The sequence below is a fragment of the Pseudomonas sp. LPB4.O genome (assembly GCF_038383825.1).
GTDB lineage: Bacteria > Pseudomonadota > Gammaproteobacteria > Pseudomonadales > Pseudomonadaceae > Aquipseudomonas > Aquipseudomonas putida.
In genome coordinates this window covers 3,097,326-3,115,010 of record NZ_CP151298.1, presented here as the reverse complement: position 1 = coordinate 3,115,010, position 17,685 = coordinate 3,097,326, and the positions used below count along the sequence as shown (strand labels likewise).

The 17,685-nt window shown below is 62.0% G+C and carries 22 protein-coding genes; 8 read left to right on the top strand and 14 right to left on the bottom strand.

The window, feature by feature from the left end; all coding sequences use genetic code 11:
• The first annotated feature begins 72 nt into the window (after positions 1-72).
• A complete protein-coding gene (locus MRBLPB4O_RS13905; protein WP_341795552.1) occupies positions 73-471 on the top strand; it encodes an NUDIX hydrolase in 399 nt (132 codons plus the stop codon).
• Positions 472-541: 70 nt separating this feature from the next.
• Here MRBLPB4O_RS13905 and MRBLPB4O_RS13900 read toward each other — a convergent pair whose 3' ends face one another.
• On the bottom strand, positions 542-1,093 hold the full coding sequence (locus tag MRBLPB4O_RS13900) for an ATP-dependent Clp protease proteolytic subunit (protein WP_341795551.1): 552 nt from the start codon (positions 1,091-1,093) through the stop codon (positions 542-544).
• A gap of 244 nt (positions 1,094-1,337) precedes the next feature.
• Here MRBLPB4O_RS13900 and MRBLPB4O_RS13895 point away from each other — a divergent pair, with 244 nt between their 5' ends.
• Positions 1,338-1,754 carry a hypothetical protein gene (locus MRBLPB4O_RS13895; RefSeq protein WP_341795550.1) on the top strand — a complete coding sequence of 139 codons (417 nt, stop codon included), beginning with the start codon at positions 1,338-1,340 and terminating at the stop codon, positions 1,752-1,754.
• Between the two features lie 137 nt (positions 1,755-1,891).
• Here the strand turns inward: MRBLPB4O_RS13895 and MRBLPB4O_RS13890 are convergent, their stop codons facing one another.
• The 9 genes from MRBLPB4O_RS13890 to MRBLPB4O_RS13850 form a co-directional block, all read right to left on the bottom strand.
• Entirely contained in the window at positions 1,892-2,479 is a 588-nt protein-coding gene (locus MRBLPB4O_RS13890; protein ID WP_341795549.1) for a nucleosidase, read from the bottom strand.
• Between the two features lie 56 nt (positions 2,480-2,535).
• A complete protein-coding gene (locus MRBLPB4O_RS13885; protein WP_341795548.1) occupies positions 2,536-3,642 on the bottom strand; it encodes a carboxylate-amine ligase in 1,107 nt (368 codons plus the stop codon).
• Between the two features lie 6 nt (positions 3,643-3,648).
• Positions 3,649-4,602 (bottom strand): class I SAM-dependent methyltransferase, encoded by a 954-nt coding sequence (locus tag MRBLPB4O_RS13880; RefSeq protein WP_341795547.1) that lies wholly within the window; start codon positions 4,600-4,602, stop codon positions 3,649-3,651.
• Entirely contained in the window at positions 4,602-5,933 is a 1,332-nt protein-coding gene (locus MRBLPB4O_RS13875) for an iron-containing redox enzyme family protein (RefSeq protein ID WP_341795546.1), read from the bottom strand. The genes MRBLPB4O_RS13880 and MRBLPB4O_RS13875 overlap by 1 nt, the downstream gene beginning before the upstream one ends.
• 18 nt (positions 5,934-5,951) lie before the next feature.
• On the bottom strand, positions 5,952-6,149 hold the full coding sequence (locus MRBLPB4O_RS13870; RefSeq protein ID WP_016499655.1) for a hypothetical protein: 198 nt from the start codon (positions 6,147-6,149) through the stop codon (positions 5,952-5,954).
• Positions 6,150-6,209: 60 nt separating this feature from the next.
• On the bottom strand, positions 6,210-6,386 hold the full coding sequence (locus tag MRBLPB4O_RS13865) for a KGG domain-containing protein (protein ID WP_016499654.1): 177 nt from the start codon (positions 6,384-6,386) through the stop codon (positions 6,210-6,212).
• A 147-nt stretch (positions 6,387-6,533) separates the two neighbouring features.
• Entirely contained in the window at positions 6,534-7,817 is a 1,284-nt protein-coding gene (locus MRBLPB4O_RS13860; RefSeq protein WP_341798882.1) for an MFS transporter, read from the bottom strand.
• Positions 7,818-7,821: 4 nt separating this feature from the next.
• Positions 7,822-8,733, bottom strand: coding sequence for an aldo/keto reductase (locus tag MRBLPB4O_RS13855; protein WP_341795545.1), 912 nt, complete (start codon positions 8,731-8,733; stop codon positions 7,822-7,824).
• An 89-nt stretch (positions 8,734-8,822) separates the two neighbouring features.
• Positions 8,823-9,683 carry a Dyp-type peroxidase gene (locus MRBLPB4O_RS13850; RefSeq protein WP_341795544.1) on the bottom strand — a complete coding sequence of 287 codons (861 nt, stop codon included), beginning with the start codon at positions 9,681-9,683 and terminating at the stop codon, positions 8,823-8,825.
• 184 nt (positions 9,684-9,867) lie between these two features.
• Between MRBLPB4O_RS13850 and MRBLPB4O_RS13845 the strand changes: the two genes are divergently transcribed.
• Positions 9,868-10,761, top strand: coding sequence for a bile acid:sodium symporter family protein (locus MRBLPB4O_RS13845; protein WP_341795543.1), 894 nt, complete (start codon positions 9,868-9,870; stop codon positions 10,759-10,761).
• Positions 10,762-10,839: 78 nt separating this feature from the next.
• On the opposite strand, the gene MRBLPB4O_RS13840 is transcribed toward MRBLPB4O_RS13845, so the two are convergent.
• Entirely contained in the window at positions 10,840-11,307 is a 468-nt protein-coding gene (locus MRBLPB4O_RS13840; RefSeq protein ID WP_258911904.1) for a beta-carotene hydroxylase, read from the bottom strand.
• A 396-nt stretch (positions 11,308-11,703) separates the two neighbouring features.
• Between MRBLPB4O_RS13840 and MRBLPB4O_RS13835 the strand changes: the two genes are divergently transcribed.
• Positions 11,704-12,417, top strand: a complete 714-nt coding sequence (locus MRBLPB4O_RS13835; protein ID WP_016499648.1) for an MgtC/SapB family protein — start codon at positions 11,704-11,706, stop codon at positions 12,415-12,417.
• Positions 12,418-12,434: 17 nt separating this feature from the next.
• On the top strand, positions 12,435-12,944 hold the full coding sequence (locus MRBLPB4O_RS13830; RefSeq protein ID WP_341795542.1) for a GNAT family N-acetyltransferase: 510 nt from the start codon (positions 12,435-12,437) through the stop codon (positions 12,942-12,944).
• 22 nt (positions 12,945-12,966) lie between these two features.
• Here MRBLPB4O_RS13830 and MRBLPB4O_RS13825 read toward each other — a convergent pair whose 3' ends face one another.
• Positions 12,967-14,535 carry a sensor domain-containing diguanylate cyclase gene (locus tag MRBLPB4O_RS13825; protein WP_341795541.1) on the bottom strand — a complete coding sequence of 523 codons (1,569 nt, stop codon included), beginning with the start codon at positions 14,533-14,535 and terminating at the stop codon, positions 12,967-12,969.
• Between the two features lie 152 nt (positions 14,536-14,687).
• Between MRBLPB4O_RS13825 and MRBLPB4O_RS13820 the strand changes: the two genes are divergently transcribed.
• Together MRBLPB4O_RS13820 and MRBLPB4O_RS13815 are read left to right on the top strand one after the other, a co-directional pair.
• On the top strand, positions 14,688-15,188 hold the full coding sequence (locus MRBLPB4O_RS13820) for a DUF4142 domain-containing protein (RefSeq protein WP_341795540.1): 501 nt from the start codon (positions 14,688-14,690) through the stop codon (positions 15,186-15,188).
• Positions 15,189-15,196: 8 nt separating this feature from the next.
• Positions 15,197-15,448 (top strand): hypothetical protein, encoded by a 252-nt coding sequence (locus MRBLPB4O_RS13815; protein ID WP_341795539.1) that lies wholly within the window; start codon positions 15,197-15,199, stop codon positions 15,446-15,448.
• Between the two features lie 95 nt (positions 15,449-15,543).
• On the opposite strand, the gene MRBLPB4O_RS13810 is transcribed toward MRBLPB4O_RS13815, so the two are convergent.
• The gene (locus MRBLPB4O_RS13810; RefSeq protein ID WP_241801080.1) at positions 15,544-15,708 is read right to left on the bottom strand and encodes a DUF6021 family protein; all 165 of its coding nucleotides are present in this window, start codon (positions 15,706-15,708) and stop codon (positions 15,544-15,546) included.
• A gap of 55 nt (positions 15,709-15,763) precedes the next feature.
• Entirely contained in the window at positions 15,764-16,750 is a 987-nt protein-coding gene (locus MRBLPB4O_RS13805) for a DNA-binding protein (RefSeq protein ID WP_341795538.1), read from the bottom strand.
• Positions 16,751-16,988: 238 nt separating this feature from the next.
• Between MRBLPB4O_RS13805 and MRBLPB4O_RS13800 the strand changes: the two genes are divergently transcribed.
• The gene (locus tag MRBLPB4O_RS13800; protein ID WP_341795537.1) at positions 16,989-17,594 is read left to right on the top strand and encodes a PAS domain-containing protein; all 606 of its coding nucleotides are present in this window, start codon (positions 16,989-16,991) and stop codon (positions 17,592-17,594) included.
• Positions 17,595-17,685: the final 91 nt, after the last annotated feature.

Sequence of the window (17,685 nt, the reverse complement as noted above, 5' to 3'; positions counted from 1 at the left end):
GGATTAAACGCAACGTTTGTTTCTGCCAAGGGCCGAATCCTCATAAAACAAGCGCATCGCTCAGGAGGCCTGATGAAGTTGAACAAGGACCGCGCCACCATCATCTGCCGACATGGCAAGCAAACCCATAAATGGTTATGGGTGAGAAAGTCCAAAGGCGCCTGGACCCTTCCCGGTGGCAAGATTGAACCTGGCGAAACGCCCATGCAGGCAGCAGAGCGTGAATTGCTCGAGGAGACCGGGTTGCAGGCCGATTCCCTGACCTTGTTGATGCGCCACGAAACCCCCGAGCGAATGCACTACGTATTCGAAGCAGAGTTTGCCGACGCACCGCAACCCAAGGCACGGCATGAAATTGCCGATTACCGCTTCGCCCACCTAAACCAGGCTCCCGGGCTCAAGGGTGAAATCAAGTCGCTTATCCGCTCGCTACTGGCTTGCGACAGAACCACTGCGGCGTCAGTCCGGTAAGGCTGCGCGGAATGTTGTCGCCGAACCTCGGGAGCGGGTTTACCTGCCAAGAGGCCCGCAAAGGCAAACGCTAGGCATGCACACTCCACTGAACTGACTCCGGCTCGATCGGCATCTCGTCGATGGCATGAATCATCCCGTTCTCCAGGGCCTCGCGTGGGCTCAGAATTCGCGGGTGGGCCATCAGGTATCGCGGCACATCCAGCACCTGCGCCGCACCCTCGGTCCGTTCGGCAACGATCTGCGCATACAACTCCAGATCGTAATCGAGGCTCATTGCATATTCGGCCATCCGCGCATGTTCAACCGAACCATGCAAGGTCCAGTGAAACGGATGGAACAGGAACTTGCTGAAGCTGCACGCCGTGCGCCGCTCCCCTGCCAGGAACAGAATATTACCCATGGATTCCACCGTGCCCAGGTTGTGGGTATGCACCGCTACCGGCAATGCCCGCAAGAAGTTGTACAGGGTAAACCCGTAACTGCATTCGCCGCCCATGGTGGCGATGTTCAATTGCAGGATCCCGGCGCCCTGTTGCAACGCCCGCGAGCAGGTGTTGATCAGGTTGCCACAGGTCGACGAATTGATCGGCCCGGTGAAATGAATGATATGTCTGGCCATGCTTTCCTCCAGGGTTGGCAGGCATCCCTTGCACTGCTGGGTATCGTCACCCTGCCCGGCCACCTGCCAAGGCTGACCTTCCAAAAGCCTGATATGCGGTGGAAACGCCAGGGGCTGCAAAGTTCAACCCGGCATCGGTCTCTCCGTTGGTCAAGCGCGTTGAACCTCCGCCACTGATCACGAGTCGACCGATTCAGGACCGTCTTGAGGACCTGACGAGGGCCCTGTGCCCTGGAGGTGGAAAATGCGCTTTTCTGTGCTGATGGTGATGGTTGCAAGCCTGGCCAGCGGCCAAGCCCTGGCCGAAGCTTGCAATGTGCTGACCCGCTCCTCCAGCGATGCGGTAACGCCGGTGGACCGGCACACCTGCTACAGCTACAGCAATCTGCCTGCAGAAGCGATCAACTGGTCGTGCAGCAACGAGAGCAAGGACATGCTTAATAGCGAGAAGCGCAAGGTAGAACGCTGTGCGGATGGCAGCGTTGGCAGCTGCATCGCGCCCTTGACTCAGGAAGCGCTGGCCAATCCCAAAGCCGTCGGTGGCGACAAGCCGGCTTTGCCCAAGGATGCCCGCGTGATCACCTACTACTACGATACTCCCAGCCTGGGCCAGGCACGAACCGACTGCGAGCGTAACAACGGTGTCTGGCAGACTCATTAAATCTTCTAACCCATGCCTGTCCCTGTCGCAGCAACTAGCTTGCTCATCAACTGCAAGTCAGCGGGTGCTCTATGGGACCGGCCCTAGCCGCGAACACCGGCAACGCCGGTGCCATCCACCGCGTTTTCGATCAGCGCTCAAACCTGGCTGAACAACACCCGCTTGAATGCCTCGGCCGCCAGGTGCACCTGCACGGCCCAATCCCCTGCGGCATCGTTGCCGGCATCATCGGAAATGTATTTCAGGCACACAAACGGAATACCTTCGTTAAGCGCTATCAACGCCAGCACGTAGGCTTCCATGTCGACCACATCATAAGGCGCGTCGCCATGGTTGACTTCGAAGCTGTCACCGCTGCCACAGGTTTCCAACGGCAGGCCGGGGATTGCTGCGCCATGTTCCAGGACTACCGGGATATCCGACAAGGGTGTTTCGTAACGGGCAAAGCCCAGCGGTGTCACGTCCATGTCGCGTTGTACAAAACGGTTACAGCACACCACCTGGCCCTTGCCATGGCGCTGGCTGCCCGCCGAGCCAAGATTGACGATAAGTCTGGGCCTGCGGGTTGCAACCGCCTTGGTCAGTGCGATCGCCGCATTGACTTTGCCAATGCCGGTGAACACGGTGTTCACCTCGGTGAAGACATCGCCAGCCTCGGCCTCGAGGGCGAAGACGAACAGCGTGTCATCCAGGGAAATGTCGGGGAATTGCTTGATCAGCATCATGGAGCAGGTGTTTCCGCGTGGCTGCAAGGGGCGCGGCCATTGTCGGCCAACCCCGGCTAATTGCAAGTCCCGGCCGCCACTACGGCCTGCAGCGCCTGTGCCTTGTCGAGCCCGCCCTCGATGGCCTGGGCCAGGCGGTGCAACTGCTGGTCGGCATGGGTGCCGTCGCGCAGCAGGTGCCGGGCATGCTGACAGGCACGCTCGGCATCCACGCTGTCGACCGGCACCTGCTCCTGCAACTGGCCAAGCCAGCCTTCGGCCGTGACTGGCTGTTGCTCGTGCATACCAATGAATTGTGCATGGCGCCCATAGCGCATGGCGCGCCAATAGTTCTCCTGGGCGATCCAGCGCAGTTCGCGGTTGCTGGGCAACAGGTCATGGCGACCGGTAATGGCGTGCTCCACCAAATGGCGAAACAGCGCGGCGATGCACAGGGCATCTTCCAGTTGCGGGCAGCCATCGCAGATACGCAACTCCACCGTCGGGAAGCGCCGCGAAGGCCGAATGGCCCACCAGAAGTCGCCATCCACAGCCAAGGCACCGGTTCGCTGCAACAAGGCCCGGTAGCGTTCATAGGCGGCCCAGTCCGGCAAGGCCTCGGGCAAACCCATGTGCGGCCATTCCCCGCAAATCACTCGGCGGTAGCTCATGTAGCCGGTACGCTGGCCAGCCCAAAAGGGCGACGAGGTGCTCAGTACCAGCAACAACGGCAACCAGCCTAGCAAGCGGTTTATCAGTTGCATGCGGTCACAACCTGGCGGAACACCAACGTGCACATGCAAGCCGTTGAGCAGGCTTCGCCGGGCCACATGCCGGTAGTCATCGAACAGTTGCTGATAATGTGCCGGGGCTGCAGCCTTCTGCCGCAGCCAGGCGGCACTGGGGTGGCTGGCCGCACCGTAAAGTCCCATCCCCTCCTCGGCCAGCGCCACGCTCAAACGCTGCCGCCTCTGCTGGAAGAACTCACGTGCTTCATGAAGGTTGCTGAACACCGGGGAGGCCAGCTCGATCTGGCTGCGGAACATCTCCTGGGCAAAGTATTGGCCCAGCACTTCGCGACAACGCCCGATTACTGCAGGGGACGGTGTCGCAGGGACCTGCCCTGAGTCCAGCCTCACCAGCAGGTATTCCTCCTCGATGCCAAATGTGCAGGCCCGGGCCATGTTGCCTCAGCGATGACGGGTTACCGTGAGCGCCACGGCGGCGATGCGTTCGACCTGCTCATACCCCGGTTCGGCCAGTTGCTCGCCAAACACGTCAGGGTCGATCTCGCGGTACACCCACGCCCATTGTGGCCCCGCCAGGCGCAAGCGGACAGCTTCGAGCAAGGGGTCGCGGCCATCGACAATGGCCACGCCGGTGTATAGCAGCAAGGTGCCGTGAGGGGTCAGGCGTTCGCATGCCTGCTCAACGATGCGCAGCGACAGTTCAGCGCCCAGCGCACCACCGCCGTGGCGATAGGTGCGGGCGCTGCGGTCGAGCATGTATGGCGGGTTGGCGACAATCAGGTCGAACGTACCGGTGATGCCGTCCAGCAGGTCGCTGGGCGCTATCGACACTTTACTCACCCCCGCCAGCGCCGCGTTGATCGTGGCGTAGCGCAACGCCAAGGGGTTGATGTCCACGGCGCTGACCTGCGCATGCTGGGCGGCGCGAGCGATCAGCAACGCACCCACCCCGCTGCCGCAGCCGATATCGACTGCATGCTCGACCGGCATGGGGTTGTGCTGCAGGTGCTGGTGGATGACCTGGGCAAAGCGGTAGCTGTCCGGGCCGAAGAACACCGCATCGCTGGCGTCGGTGGGGAACGCTGAATGCACCAGCAGCAGGTCGTCCAGGCTGGACCAACGCACCGAACTGCCCAGCAGTTCGCCCCTGGGGACCAGCACCTGCGCGCGTTCGAGCAACTGAAGTTCATCATTTGATAACAAGCCTGGGGCGAAAGGTCGGCTCCAGCCGAACACGTCGCGCAAGCTGCTGGCCTGTCCGGAACCCTCGCGGGCATTGACGCGGCTGTGGGTCGCGGGTGTCACGCAGGTAAATCGGTAGCCGTCCGCGCGTAACCGCTGGCCCAGTTGCAGTAACGCCTGGTCGGCCTCGACTTGTGTGGCATCAAGCATCATCAGCGGGGTTCCTCCTGAAGCAGCCCGGTGGTGCGAATGTATGCCCGGGTCGCCGCCAGGCCCTCAGGTGTGGCATGGCGGTTGCCGGCCATGCGCCCTATCAACGCGGCGGCTGCTTCACCGGGCATTTCGCCTTGTGATTCCCCCGGGGATTCGGGCAGGCCCCAGCTACCGGGCGCTACACGGCGGATCGTGGGCCGCCAGGTGTCGGCGATCCAGTCGTGCCACAGTTGTTTCTCGTAACTGTTGAACACACCGAACATTACCGCCGTGGGCCCTTCGATCAGCTTCCACCAGCGGCTGTGGGCCGGGTCCTGGCCCCGCACAATCCAGCCTTGGGCCTGCAACGCGGCAACGAACTCGGGCATGGCGCCAGGTGTGGCCAACCACTGATTGATAGTGCGCTGCTGCAGGCGGCAGCGGTCGGCATGCATGAACTGGCCGTAAATACGCTTGCGTTCCAGGGCTGCGAACAGTTCATCCTGCAGGTCGAACTGGCGGATCAGGTCAGCTGCCGCAATACCCAGCTCGTTCAGGCGATAACCGTTGCGCACCCTGTTGTAGAACGCCTTCTGGTCGTGATGGGGGCTGAGCTGGCGCAGGGCCTGAAGCGATAGCTGAGCGTGGCCGCTGGCGGCATTGTCGATCGTCACATGCAACTGGAAGTACTGGCCGTCGATGCCCAGCTCTGCCAGCTCGTAAGTGGTGATCAGCAGGTGCAGCGGTGGTTGTTCATAGCCGAGGTTATAGCCAATGACCTCAGGCAGGTGCGTGTTGCAATGCTGCCCCAGGGCCAGCTGCAGGCTGCCTTGGAGATACCGTGCATCGTCCAGTGGCATCGCCTCTACACACCCCAGGCGACCCAGCAGACGCTGGTAGATCAGCACATGATTGCAACGTGGGTCACCATTGCCAAGCTCTTCCAGGTAAGTCCGGATCAGACCGTGAAAACGTGGGTCGCCCCAGTGCTGCAGCGTGCCGTGCAGCCAGGCTCCATCCACCGCTTTGGTCGGTGCAACCTGTTGCAGAAACCACAGCGCATGGGCGCGGCAGGTAAAGAAGCGAGGTGGTGCGCCTTGCCGGCGTTGCTCAAGGTAGTCGGCGTAGCCGGCGGCGACATCGCCAGCGCACCTCGCGCTCCAGGCTGGCAAATTCGAAGGTGAGTCAGGCAGGTCATCCGGCAAACGTGCAGCACGTGAAAGTTGTTCGTCGAGCCATGCGTCGCTGCCGTCATAGTGGCCTGTCAGCATTGCCTGATAGCGCTGTTGCACGCTAGACCGCTCGGCGGTCATTGGCAACATTGGAGCGGTGTCGCGGTTCATCACCCTCATGCCGTACTCCTTGTGGGCCTATTGGCTCGGTTTCTGCCCCGGCATCGGTTCCGGGTCGGGCGCAGGCTGCGGTGCCGGCTTGGTATCGGGTTGCTGCATCTGCAGTGATGGCTTGCTGGGGTCGGCATCCTTGCCCGGGTGGTCATTGTCGCGGTCAAAGCAGCCGCCGACCAAAGTCAGCGAGCCCATGAGGATGATCAGTGGAGTCAGTCGCATGGGTATTCCCCCTTTGGCTGATTGCAGTGCCAGGTCGCCCCGGCACTGCGCGTCGGTCAATTACGAGCGGCCGCCCTTGCGGCCCGACTCGTGCGGCATGTCCTTGCCAGAGGACTGGCCGCCCTTGCGTCCGGCTTCGGAAGCCTTGTCACGATCGTTGGCGAAATTGCCTGGGTTCTTGTTACCGCCTTGGCTGCCTTGTTGGTTGCCGGTACGGCTGTTGTCTTTAGTGGCCATGGTGTTCAAACCTCGTATGACTTCGGAATGCACGGCAAGCTGCCGTACACAGGTTGGGAGTTCGGCGATATCGCGGGATTCGTTTTATTGCGAAGGGTTCGGACCGGCGGCGTTAAATAAGCGGCAACGCCATATTTGGTGCGCCTGTCAGTCGTGCGGCGGGTTATCCAGATGGGCCTGGCGGCGGCCCAGCCAGCTCCCGGTCGCAGCCCAGCCCAAGGCAATCACGGCGCCGATCAGCATCGCCAGTTGCGGGTGCTCACCCATTACGTCCAGCGCACGCTTGACCCAGCCGCTGAGGGCATCGCCGCCTCGGTAGACCACCGTGTCGATGAAGTTCTTGGCCTTGTACTTGTCCTCGGCGGGCAGCACGGTGAACAGCATCTCCCGCCCTGGCCGCACCAACGCGTACTCGCCGGCCCGGCGCACCACCATCACCACCACGAATACTGCGAACACCGGGGCCAGTGCCAGCCACAGCAAACCTGCTGCCATTACCAGCGGCACCGCCACCAGCAGCACCCCCACGCCCAAGCGCCGGGCCAGGCGCCCGGTGAGGAATACCTGAGTGAGGATGGCCAGGGCCTGCACCACCGTATCGATCAGGCCGAAGACCTGGGTTTGCCGGGTGCGGTCGGTGAAGGTTTCACTGACGATGCGCGCCTGCTCGAAATACAGGAAGGTGCTGACGCTGGCCAGCAACACCACGAACAAAGCGATGCCCAGCAGATACGGGGAGCGCAACACGGCGGTAGCGCCGGCAAACGGGTTGCCACCCAAGGGCCGCGAGCCCGCCCGCTCGACCTGTTCAGGTAGTGGGTGGCGCAGTCGCCAGCGCTGCAGGAACAGCGCGGCACCGATACTGCCCAGCAGAAACACTGCGGCCAGCACCAGCAGCCCGGAATGGCCCAGGGGGGCCACCAGCAAGGTGCCAAGGATTGGGCCGCTGAGCCCGCCCAGGCTGGCCCCGGCGGCCAGCAGGCCGAACAGGCGTTTGCCCTGCGCAGTGGAAAACAGGTCGGCGAGCACGCTCCAGGCCAGGGAAATGGTCAGCAGGTTGAATACCGATAGCCAGATGTAGAAGGCTCTGGCGGCCCAAAGATCGTCCGGGTTGCCGGCAAACAGCGCCGCGAACAGCAACAGGTTGCTGGCAAAGAAACCGTAGGTCCAAGGCAGGATATACCTGCGCTGCACCTTTGACGCGAGCCAGCCAAACAGCGGCAGGCAGGCCAGGGTGGCGATGAAGGTGCCGGTGAATAGCCATTGCAGGTTGTCTACACCACCGGCGACGCCCATGGTTTCTCGCACCGGGCGCAGCATGAAGTAGCCGGTGAACAGCAGGTAGAACAACATCAGGCCGGCGATTACTGCTGGCCCCTCGCCGGGCTGAATGTTCAGCCCTTGGTCCAGGCGCCGCCGCCAGCCTTGCATGATGTCAGGCAAACTGCTTGATCAGCGCCTGTTGCTGCGCCTGGGTGAGCATGGGTGCTTGTCCGGCCTTGAGCTGGTCGAGCTGGCGATCGGGTCGGCCGGTGGCGGGGATTACCGTGGTCACTGCCGGGTGGCTGATGGCGAACTTGAGAAACAGCTGCGCCCAGCTGCCAATGCCTGCCTCAGCAGCCCAGCCGGGTAACGCCAGGTCCTTGACCTTGGCGAACAGGCGGCCATCGTCGAAGGCCCGGTTGATGAGCACCGCAACGCCCTTGTCCTGGCACAGCGGCAGCAGTTCGCGGGCAGCGTCGGGGGCATTGACCGAATAGTTGATCTGGATGAAGTCCAGCGGCTCGCTGCGCACGATACGGGCGACTTCGTCTTGGCCACTGTTCAGGTAATGGGTTATGCCGACATAGCGGGTCTTGCCCTGCCGCTTCAGCTCGCGTGCATAGGGCAGCTGGGTCTGCCAGTCACGCAAGTTGTGGATCTGTAGCAAGTCGACCTTGTCGGTGCGCAGGCTCTTCAGGCTGTCAGCCCATTGCGCTTCGGCGTCGGCACGGCTGTCGGCGGCGATTTTGGTGGCAATGAAGCACTGTCTGTGCCAACCGCCCTCTTCCAGCAACTGCCCGAGGATGCTGTCGGCACCGCCGTAGTTGGGCGAGGTGTCGATCACCCGGCCGCCCCCTTCGAAGAATGCCTTGAGCACCGCTTTGAGCTGCTGATACTGGGCCGAGTCGGCTTGTACCTCAAAACTGCCGGAAGTACCGGCACCGATCACGGGTAACGCCTCACCGGTGGACGGTACTTTGCGGGTCAGCAAACCCGCCGGGGTGGCGGCGTGCAGCCAAGGGCTGACGGCGGCCAGCACCCCCAGCGTGGCACCCGCGCGTAGGACATCGCGACGTGCGTACATGGAAAAGCTCCCGTCATGAATCGGAAACTTTCAAGGCTAGCCGCACTATCCCGTGCCGGCAGGTGTTTCTGTATCTGGATGTTTAGTGATCAGGCCAGCAGCAGGCTCAGGTCAACACCCGTCTCGCCCATCGGCGGGCACCAGTAATAGCCACCGGTCAGTGGCCGACTGAAGCGGTACAGGCCGTCGATGATGCCGTCCTCGAGGCCGCTCATGCGCCGCAGCTGTACTTCAAATGCATCGAAGCTGTGGCCCAGGGCAACGAAGGCAAGGCCGGCGCCACGCTGGTCTGCCCAGGCCACCGAGCGACGGACCATGAATGCTTCGGGGTCAAAGCTTTCCTGGGCGGTGCGTTTGACGTGCGCAGACTCGGGCGCATCGTCCAGCTCTTCGTTGTCGCTCAGGCGGCGGCCGATGATGTTGTCCTGGTCAGCCTGGGGCAGCGACTTGAAGTACTCCAGGTCGTGCTTCCACAGCTGAAACGCCGCAAAGCTGGAGCCGTCGGCAGCAATGGCCGCCTGCACAGCGTCTTCGTCCACCGGGTTTTCGGTGCCGTCTTCATAGCCGGTCAGGTCATGGCCGCCACGGTGCAGGAAGCCGTCAACGCTGTCCGTCAGGCGCAGGGCTGGTGCCAGCGCGTGCTCCAGGGCCTGGGCGCGCAGTAGCAGATCGCCGCGCTCGTTACCGCGCAGCCACAGCCACAGCGCGTGCTGGGTGCTGGGGTTCTCCACGGCGGCGTCCAGCAGCGGGAAAGCTCGCAGGCCAGGCACAGCACGGCCCAGGGCCTTGGCCAGCGGTGCACCGACACCCAGGATCAGCTGGTCCCCATCGACCTGTGGCAGCAAGGCATCCAGAGCGGCGGGCAGCGCCTCGGGTGATTGCAGGGTGAAAAACAGGTGACGGGCATGGGCCGGCACCGGGGTGGCAAGCAGCCCTTTCTGGAACGGCATGACAGGCTAATCCTCGGATAAAAGCGGAATGCTACTGCGCCTGCAGGCCTGCTGCAATGCGGCATGCAGCCTCGCCAACTGCCGCAGTTGGTAACAAACGGTTACCAATAGCTGGCCCTTTGCGATTAGCTATCAATCAGGCTCGACCTACACTGCTCGAGATCGTTCGCCCGAGAGACTGCCCATGACTGCCTCGCCCTTGCTCACCGCCTTTCTGCCGCTTGCCTTGGGCATCATCATGCTCGGCCTTGGGCTGTCGCTGACCCTGGCCGACTTCGCTCGTGTGGTGAAGTACCCCAAGCCAGTGGTGGTGGGCCTGGCCTGCCAGATTCTGCTGCTTCCGCTGGTGTGCTTCCTGATCGCCAACGGCTTTGGCCTGGAGTCGGCCCTGGCGGTGGGGCTGATGCTGCTGGCCGCTTCGCCGGGTGGCACCACGGCCAACTTGTTCAGCCATCTGGCCCATGGCGATGTGGCGTTGAACATCACGCTCACGGCCGTCAACTCGCTGATCGCGATTTTGACCATGCCGTTGCTGGTGAACTTGTCGCTGAGCTGGTTCATGGCCTCGGACCAGGCCATTCCACTGCAATTTGCCAAGGTCTTGCAGGTGTTCGCAATTGTCCTGCTGCCGGTCGCCCTGGGTATGCTGATTCGCCATTACGTCCCTGCTTTTGCCACACGCATGCAGAAGCCTATGAAACTGGTGGCGGCACTGTTCCTGGCCTTTACCATTGTCCTGGCGCTGGCCAAGGATTGGCAGACCGTGGTCGAGTACGCACCGGTGGTGGGCCTTGCTGCGCTGTTGTTCAACCTGCTGAGCCTGGCCGTGGGCTACTGGGTGCCGCGCCTGTTGAACATCCCCAAACGTCAGGCAATTGCCATCGGCATGGAGATTGGTATTCACAACGGCACGCTGGCGATTGCCTTGGCACTGAGCCCTTCATTGCTGAACAACCCGACCATGGCGGTGCCGGCGGCACTTTACAGCCTGATCATGTTCTTCACGGCGGCAGGGTTTGGCTGGTGGGTGAGCCGCGGGCATGTGGCCGCGCAGCCCGAGGGTGAAACCGCAAATTGATGGTGCAGACCTGCACTGCCCCTTGCAGGAGCGGCACAAGGCCGCTCCTGCAAGGGGCCGAGCCAACCGCCCGGGTCGTTATTGCTGGCCCCGCTCGCGCCGAAGCTGCTGCTTCAACACCTTCAACGGCGGCGCATAGAAAAACCCGAACGACACACTCCCCGTGCGCCCCTTCACCGCGTGGTGCAACTGATGCGCACGGTGCAGCCGCTTGAGGTACCGGTTGACCGGCCGTGGCGCGCGCGGCCAATGCCGGTGAAAGAACCCGTCGTGGGCCACGACATACAACATGCCGTACCCCGCCACCCCGCCACCAATCCACTGCAAAGGGGCATAACCACTTTTGCCCAAGGCGACCAGGGCTGTGGCGATCAGCCCCAGCGCCACCAGGTACAGGTCGTTGGTTTCGAGCATGCCCAGGTGTGGCTCATGGTGCGAGCGGTGCAGCCACCAGCCCCAGCCATGCATGATGTACTTGTGAGCCAGCGTGCCAACGCCCTCCATGGCCACCAGGGTGCCGAACAACACGGCGAGATTGAACAGCATGGAACGGTCCGGTGGATGGCAAAGGGAGGCGCAAGGTTACCGGCTGCCCAGGTTTTTTTCCATGCGGGCGTGACCGGTTGCAGGCCACCCACGGATGAAGCCATCGTCATGTTTTCACCCTTGACCTGCTCTGCCACGCGGCGTATGGTCCGCGACGCAATTTTGCCTTCCTCAACAGGAGACCTGCCTTGGACAGTAGCCCCAGTCGCTTGCGACAGGCCCACGTGGCGCGCTAGCCCGGCAGTTTCCTGCACTGTCTGGCCGCTCTGGCAAGACGGTGGTTCCTGTAACCCCCGCTTCTTCTCCCCTCCTCGTGGTCCTGCGCATTTTTCTGGTTTTTCAACCACGCCAACTGATGGCGTTCATGCGGGCGTGTGCCTGCGGAAGAGGTTTGCTATGGATTGGAAAGTATTTCTGCTGCGCGTCAGCATTGCCCTGCTACTCGGAGCACTGATCGGCGCCGAACGGCAATTGCGCCAACGCCTGACCGGGCTGCGCACCAATGCGCTGGTAAGTACCGGTGCCTGTCTGTTCGTGCTGATGACCCAGGCGGTGCCAGGCATGGCGCCTGCCGACGCGTCGCGCGTCGCCGCCTATGTCGTGTCGGGCATCGGCTTTCTCGGTGGCGGTGTGATCATGCGCGATGGTTTCAACGTGCGCGGCCTGAACACCGCGGCCACCTTGTGGTGCACGGCTGCGGTCGGCGTGCTGTGTAGCTTGGGGCTGTTGCTGGAGGCAGCATTGGGTAGCCTGGTGGTGCTATGCGCCAATATCCTGTTGCGTGATATCGCCCAGCGCCTGGACCGACAGGACGTGGTGCCGGCCAGCGAAGTGGAACAGCACTTCGAAGTGCGCATCGTCTGCCGCGCCGAGGACGAAATCCAGGTGCGCAGCCTGATGCTGCATAGCCTGGGCGATCCGCAGCTGCGCTTGCAGTCACTGCAGAGCGAAGACCTGGACACCCCTGCGCGCCTGGAAGTGCGCGCCGAACTGCTGGGCACTGCGCAGGCACCGGCGCAACTGGAGCGGCTGGTCAGCCGGGTCAGCCTGGAAAAAGGCGTAAGCTCGGTGCGCTGGCAATTACAGCCGCAGGTGTTGGCGGCGGACTAGAACGACAGGAGTGATTCATGCTTATCCGCCCTACCCTTGAACACGATGTTCAATCCCTGCCGGACATCGAGCGTTCGGCAGCCCAGGCATTTGTCGGCTGGCCGGGACTGGCCTGGCTGGCCCAGGGTGATGTGATGGATTGCGCTGCGCACAGGGCTTTCGTCGAGGCAGGTGGTAGCTGGGTGGCTGAGGATCCTGCCGGGCGCATTGTGGGGTTTGCATGTGCCCGGCTTGTGGGCCAGGCACTGCACCTTCATGAGCTATCGGTGCGCCAGGAAGCCCAAGGAAAAGGGGTCGGCCGCCGGTTGCTGCAGCAAGTCACAGATGCAGCGCGTTGCGCAGGTGTGGGCGAGCTGACGTTGACCACCTTTGTCGATGTACCCTGGAATGCGCCTTTTTATGCACGGTTCGGGTTTGAAATTATCGATGAGGGGCTGCTGGGCGAACGACTCCGGGGCATTCTTGCCAGTGAGCACGCTCACGGTCTGCAAGGGCGATGTGCAATGCGCCTCTGCCTTGCTCGTTAGCCGTCGGCGGCGCAAAGCCAGATCACGAATCAACGCCCAGCACTACACTCCCCGCCACACAATACCGGTCCCGCCCCTGCTGTTTGGCCTGGTACAACGCCCGATCTGCCGCCGCGACCAGCGCCTCAGCAGTCACGCCCTCCCGCGCCAGGTCGCCCACTGCGATCCCCGCACTGAACGATACCCGTCCCAACGGGCTGGCCGCATGCTCCAGCATCTGTCGGTGTAACAGTTGCTGCAGCTCCTGCACCAGCGCCTCTGCCCCACGGCCATCGGTGTCGGGCAACAACAGCGTGAACTCCTCGCCGCCATAGCGCACAGCCAGGTCGGCGGGCCGCTTCAAGGCCTGTCGCAGCACCTCGGCAAAGCGCCGCAGGCAGTGGTCGCCTGCCGGGTGCCCGTAGTGGTCGTTATAGGCTTTGAAGTAATCCAGGTCGAGCATCACCAGCGCCACCGAATAGCCCTGGCGGCGGGCCCGGCGCAGCTCTGACTCGAACACCGCATCCAGCCGGCGTCGGTTACCCAGCCCGGTCAGGCTGTCGGTCAAGGCCAGCGCTTTCAGTGTCTGATGTGCCTGGAGCAGCGCCCGCTCTATGGCAATGCGCTCGCGCAACTGGCGCAGCACCACACCTGCGAACGCGGCCAGCCCGACCAGTAACAGCAACAGTACCGCCACCGATTTGATTGCATCATGCCGCCAGGGCGCGATGATCGATTCACGCGACAAGCCCGCCTCCACTACCAGCGGGTAGCTGGACAACGCGCGATAGCCATACAGCCGCGGCGTGCCATCGATCACCGCGACCGCCTCGGCTACCCCTTCTGCGGCATACGGCAGGTGGTTACGGAAAATCTCGCTGTTGGCCAGGCTGCGGCCTACCACCTGTGCCACGAACGGGCGCCGTACCAGGATGGTACCGTCGCGCTTGGCCAGCACCAACGCGCCGCGTTCGTCGATCTTGAAGTCGCCGTAGTAGCGCACGAACCATTCCACTTTGATGGTGCCCAGCAATACACCGGCGAAGCTGCCGTCGGCATATTCCAGGCGCCTGGAAATAGGAATGATCAGATCGCCGGTCGAACGGCTGCGTACCACCGAACCGATACGTACCCCCCGGTCGGTGTGGTTGCGATGGTAAGCAAAGTAGTCGCGGTCGGCGTTATTGGCGTTGGGCGGGATTGCCGGCTGATCGGTAACGATCCAGCTTCCATCCGGGCCGTAAACGAACAGCCCGTGCAACTGCGGCATGATGCGTTTGTGCTGCACCAGCAAGGCATGCAGGCGCGGCCGGTCGATGCGCTCGAAACCGTCGCCTTCCAGGCGTTCGGCCAAGGCAGCGGTAATGGCGTCGACCTGGCGGATAGCGTCCTCGGCATGCTGCGCCGTGGCCCGGGCCAGGTTGCTGACCATGTTCTCGGCATTGCTGTAGGCGTATCGGTAGTCACGCCAGATGCGCCAGCCTTCCACCAGCACAAATGCCAGCATCACTACCAACATGAAAGCCAGTACCAGGCGGAACAGCCCCACGGCGCGGCCCTCGCCTGTTAGCGCGAAAAGTCCGTCGTCATCCTGTTTCCTGGCTGCGCCCATTGGAGTCCCTGGCCATACCGCGTTCGCCGCCTTTCACTATAGTTCAGCGTCCCACCGACGAAACCGGAGGCGAAAAAGATTAAACCTTTGTCTCACCGTCACCCTCAACTGTACGCGACATTGAGGTCGCGCCACGGTTTAAGGAGTGAAGCATGAGCAATCTCTTCATCAAGCGCGTTGGTTTCTCCATGGTGTTGGGCCTGGCATCGGTGCACGCACTGGCGGCGAGCTCCGACGACTTCGTCGATGCGGCCACCGAGGCCGGCATTGCCGAAGTGGTCACCGGTAATCTGGCCAGGGAAAAAAGCCAGAATGCCGAAATCAAGACGTTCGCCCAGCAAATGGTCACTGACCACACCCAGGCCAACCAGAAACTCGGCGACATCGCCCGCAAGCTGGACATTTCCGTTCCGGACGAGGCAGCCATGACCGACAAGGTCAAGAAAATGATCCTGGAATGGCGTGGTGAGTCGTTCGACAAGTCGTACCTCAACAATCAGGTCGACGCTCACGAAAAAGCGGTGGAACTGTTCAAGAAAGAGGCTGCATCGTCCGACAAGGCCGAGCTGAAGGCCTTTGCCAGCGAAACCCTGCCTAAACTCGAACAGCACCTGGAGCATGCCAAGGCGCTTCAGGCCAAGCACGCCAAGTGAGGCTCGCCATGAGTAACGATGCATTGAAAACCGAAGTGCTTACCCGCCTGCTGCATGCGCACCCTGAAGGGCTGGGCAAGGAAGTGCTGGACAACTACCGCGGTGAGAAAGCGGTGGCCGGCATGCTGAAGACACTGCAGGAAGCAGGCCTGATCCACGACGGCAGCGTGGTAGTGGGTAGTGATCACCAGATCAGCGTGCACTACCCGATCAAGCTGTCGGCGTCGGGGGTCGAAGCAGCGCGAAAAGCTGACGCCTGAATACTCGCCCGTCGGGCCCTAAGGCCGCTATTACGGCAAACCTGCTAGCTCAATGAGCTAGCAGGACGCTGTTGGAGCGCTGGGCATAGCCGCACTCACTTGTCCTTTTCAATGTCTCTGGGCGCCTTGGCCGGCCCTTGCGGGTCCACCTGTGGGTCGTCTACATCCGGGGAATCAGGGTCGAAACCAAGGTCGTCCGGTTTATCCGACTGCTCCGTCGAGTGGGGCCCCTCTTTGCGTACTTGCTCAGAATCATGCATGGCGTTTTCTCCCGTGAGTGTCAAAGGAAGAACACGCCAGCCACGGAAAGTTTGATTAATCTCCAACGGGTGCCAGCTGTGCGCGACATTGCGCCAGCGCCTGGTCCCGTTCCTTCAACTGTTCCTCAAAGCGCTGCAATTGCCGCGCTTGTTCGGCGCACAGGTCTCGTCTGGCCTCCAGGCTCTGCGCCTGCACATCCAGCTGACGGCGCATTTCCTCGCTGGCGCCTTGAGCCTGGGCCAGGATCGTGCGCAAGCCCTGAATCTGCGCATCGCGTTGCTCCAGCAACTCGTCCTGCGCCCGGCACTCGCTGGCCGCCTGGCGGTGTTCGCCCAACAAGCGCTCGTTGTCGCGGTGCAGGCGGGTCAGTTCATCCTGCTTGACGATCATGCCCTGCTGCAACTGCCGCACTTCCACCTGCATCTGCTGCAACTGCGCTTCGTGGCGGCGCTGCTCCTGCTCGCGCTGCTCACGGCTGGCATTGCGGTAGTGCTCCAGAGCATCGCGGGCATGGCGATGCTTGTCTTCCAGCGATTTGACCTGTTCGTCCTTGTCAGCCAGACGCACCTGCAGTTCGCCCAGTGACTGGTTGAGGCTGGCACTGCGCAGCTGTTCGGCCTGCAGGGTGCTTTGTGTGGACAGCAGCTTTTCTGTCTCGGCGGCCAATGCCGCTGCATCGATTTTGTGTTGCTGATGCGCTGCAGCCAGCGCCTGCTGGGCAATCTCCAGCTGCGCTTCAAGCGTTTCCCGCTGTTGAGTGAAGTTGCTTTCGGCCTGCTCGATCGTCAGGTCGGCCTCGTCCTGCAATTGGGTTGCCAGTTGGCCGACCAGGCGGCTCAGCACATCGCTCAGCGCGGCGCCGCCTTCGGAAGCCACCGGCTGCTGGCCGTTCAACTCCTTCAGGTAACGGTGAATGGTGGTCTTGGAGCCGGTATTACCCAGCTCGATACGTATGGCATCGATGCTGGGGTTCTCGCCCCTGGCAATCAGCGCCTGACGCGCCTGCTGCACTACCACCTTGTTGATACCGCCCCGGGCCATGCTTGCTCCTACGATTTTGTACTGTGTTATGTACCATGTAATTACGTACTGATTATGGCGATATCCAATCGCTGCTGCAAACAGTTCCTGACATGGAATAATCACGGCTTATCGCATGTGATAAGCAAAATGCTGTTGTTTTCGACGCTGGCAGCCGTACGGAAGGCGCAGGGCACGACCTTGTGCCGGTTTCGCTTTGCCGCCACCATGGGCGTCCAGCACTGATCACCGACAGAAAATGAACCTGGAAAACTACAAGGCAATCGCCGACAGCATCGCCCTGCTGCTGTACCCGCACGCTGAAGTCATCGTCCATGACCTGCGCAGCCAGACGGTGGTGCACATCGCCAACAACTTCTCCCAGCGCAAGCTGGGCGATGATTCGGCGATCGATCACGAATTGGGCGATTTGCTTGACGGTGCCAACCTGGGCCCGTACGAGAAGCTCAACTGGAATGGCCAGAAGGTCCGTTCCATCAGTACCGTCCTGCGCAACGCAGATGGCGAAGCCGAGCACCTGATGTGCATCAATCTGAACGTGTCGGTACTGGAGCAAGCCCGTGTGGCGCTCGATGCGTTCTTCCAGATGGGCCGGCTGGTACCGCAACCTGACTCGTTGTTCCGCAACGACTGGCAGGAACGTATCAACACCTTCCTGCACGCGTGGCTGCAAGCGCGCAACCTGTCGCTGCAGACACTGCAGATGAAGGACAAGCGCAGCCTCGTGCAGGCACTGCACGCCGAAGGCGCGTTCGAAGGGCGAAGTGGTGCTGACTATGTCGCCAACGTGCTGAGCATGGGCCGGGCCACCGTGTACAAGTACCTGAAAGAGCTGAAGACCTAGCAGTGCGACCTTGACCGACAGGAGGTCGCCAAGCGGGCGTGCTCGTGTACTTGCCTGGCATGGATAATTATTCTACTGTGGACAAATATTC

Bases quoted from the DNA above. Each gene is read 5' to 3' on its own strand.
- MRBLPB4O_RS13875 (WP_341795546.1), bottom strand. From the start codon at position 5,933: ATGAGGGTGATGAACCGCGACACCGCTCCAATGTTGCCAATGACCGCC.
- MRBLPB4O_RS13870 (WP_016499655.1), bottom strand. From the start codon at position 6,149: ATGCGACTGACTCCACTGATCATCCTCATGGGCTCGCTGACTTTGGTC.
- MRBLPB4O_RS13805 (WP_341795538.1), bottom strand. From the start codon at position 16,750: ATGGCCCGGGGCGGTATCAACAAGGTGGTAGTGCAGCAGGCGCGTCAG.
- MRBLPB4O_RS13855 (WP_341795545.1), bottom strand. From the start codon at position 8,733: ATGTACGCACGTCGCGATGTCCTACGCGCGGGTGCCACGCTGGGGGTG.
- MRBLPB4O_RS13825 (WP_341795541.1), bottom strand. From the start codon at position 14,535: ATGGGCGCAGCCAGGAAACAGGATGACGACGGACTTTTCGCGCTAACA.
- MRBLPB4O_RS13835 (WP_016499648.1), top strand. From the start codon at position 11,704: ATGGATTGGAAAGTATTTCTGCTGCGCGTCAGCATTGCCCTGCTACTC.
- MRBLPB4O_RS13885 (WP_341795548.1), bottom strand. From the start codon at position 3,642: ATGGCCCGGGCCTGCACATTTGGCATCGAGGAGGAATACCTGCTGGTG.
- MRBLPB4O_RS13895 (WP_341795550.1), top strand. From the start codon at position 1,338: ATGCGCTTTTCTGTGCTGATGGTGATGGTTGCAAGCCTGGCCAGCGGC.
- MRBLPB4O_RS13850 (WP_341795544.1), bottom strand. From the start codon at position 9,683: ATGCCGTTCCAGAAAGGGCTGCTTGCCACCCCGGTGCCGGCCCATGCC.
- MRBLPB4O_RS13800 (WP_341795537.1), top strand. From the start codon at position 16,989: ATGAACCTGGAAAACTACAAGGCAATCGCCGACAGCATCGCCCTGCTG.
- MRBLPB4O_RS13810 (WP_241801080.1), bottom strand. From the start codon at position 15,708: ATGCATGATTCTGAGCAAGTACGCAAAGAGGGGCCCCACTCGACGGAG.
- MRBLPB4O_RS13840 (WP_258911904.1), bottom strand. From the start codon at position 11,307: ATGCTGTTCAATCTCGCCGTGTTGTTCGGCACCCTGGTGGCCATGGAG.
- MRBLPB4O_RS13830 (WP_341795542.1), top strand. From the start codon at position 12,435: ATGCTTATCCGCCCTACCCTTGAACACGATGTTCAATCCCTGCCGGAC.
- MRBLPB4O_RS13815 (WP_341795539.1), top strand. From the start codon at position 15,197: ATGAGTAACGATGCATTGAAAACCGAAGTGCTTACCCGCCTGCTGCAT.
- MRBLPB4O_RS13905 (WP_341795552.1), top strand. From the start codon at position 73: ATGAAGTTGAACAAGGACCGCGCCACCATCATCTGCCGACATGGCAAG.
- MRBLPB4O_RS13890 (WP_341795549.1), bottom strand. From the start codon at position 2,479: ATGATGCTGATCAAGCAATTCCCCGACATTTCCCTGGATGACACGCTG.
- MRBLPB4O_RS13845 (WP_341795543.1), top strand. From the start codon at position 9,868: ATGACTGCCTCGCCCTTGCTCACCGCCTTTCTGCCGCTTGCCTTGGGC.
- MRBLPB4O_RS13900 (WP_341795551.1), bottom strand. From the start codon at position 1,093: ATGGCCAGACATATCATTCATTTCACCGGGCCGATCAATTCGTCGACC.
- MRBLPB4O_RS13820 (WP_341795540.1), top strand. From the start codon at position 14,688: ATGAGCAATCTCTTCATCAAGCGCGTTGGTTTCTCCATGGTGTTGGGC.
- MRBLPB4O_RS13880 (WP_341795547.1), bottom strand. From the start codon at position 4,602: ATGATGCTTGATGCCACACAAGTCGAGGCCGACCAGGCGTTACTGCAA.
- MRBLPB4O_RS13865 (WP_016499654.1), bottom strand. From the start codon at position 6,386: ATGGCCACTAAAGACAACAGCCGTACCGGCAACCAACAAGGCAGCCAA.
- MRBLPB4O_RS13860 (WP_341798882.1), bottom strand. From the start codon at position 7,817: ATGCAAGGCTGGCGGCGGCGCCTGGACCAAGGGCTGAACATTCAGCCC.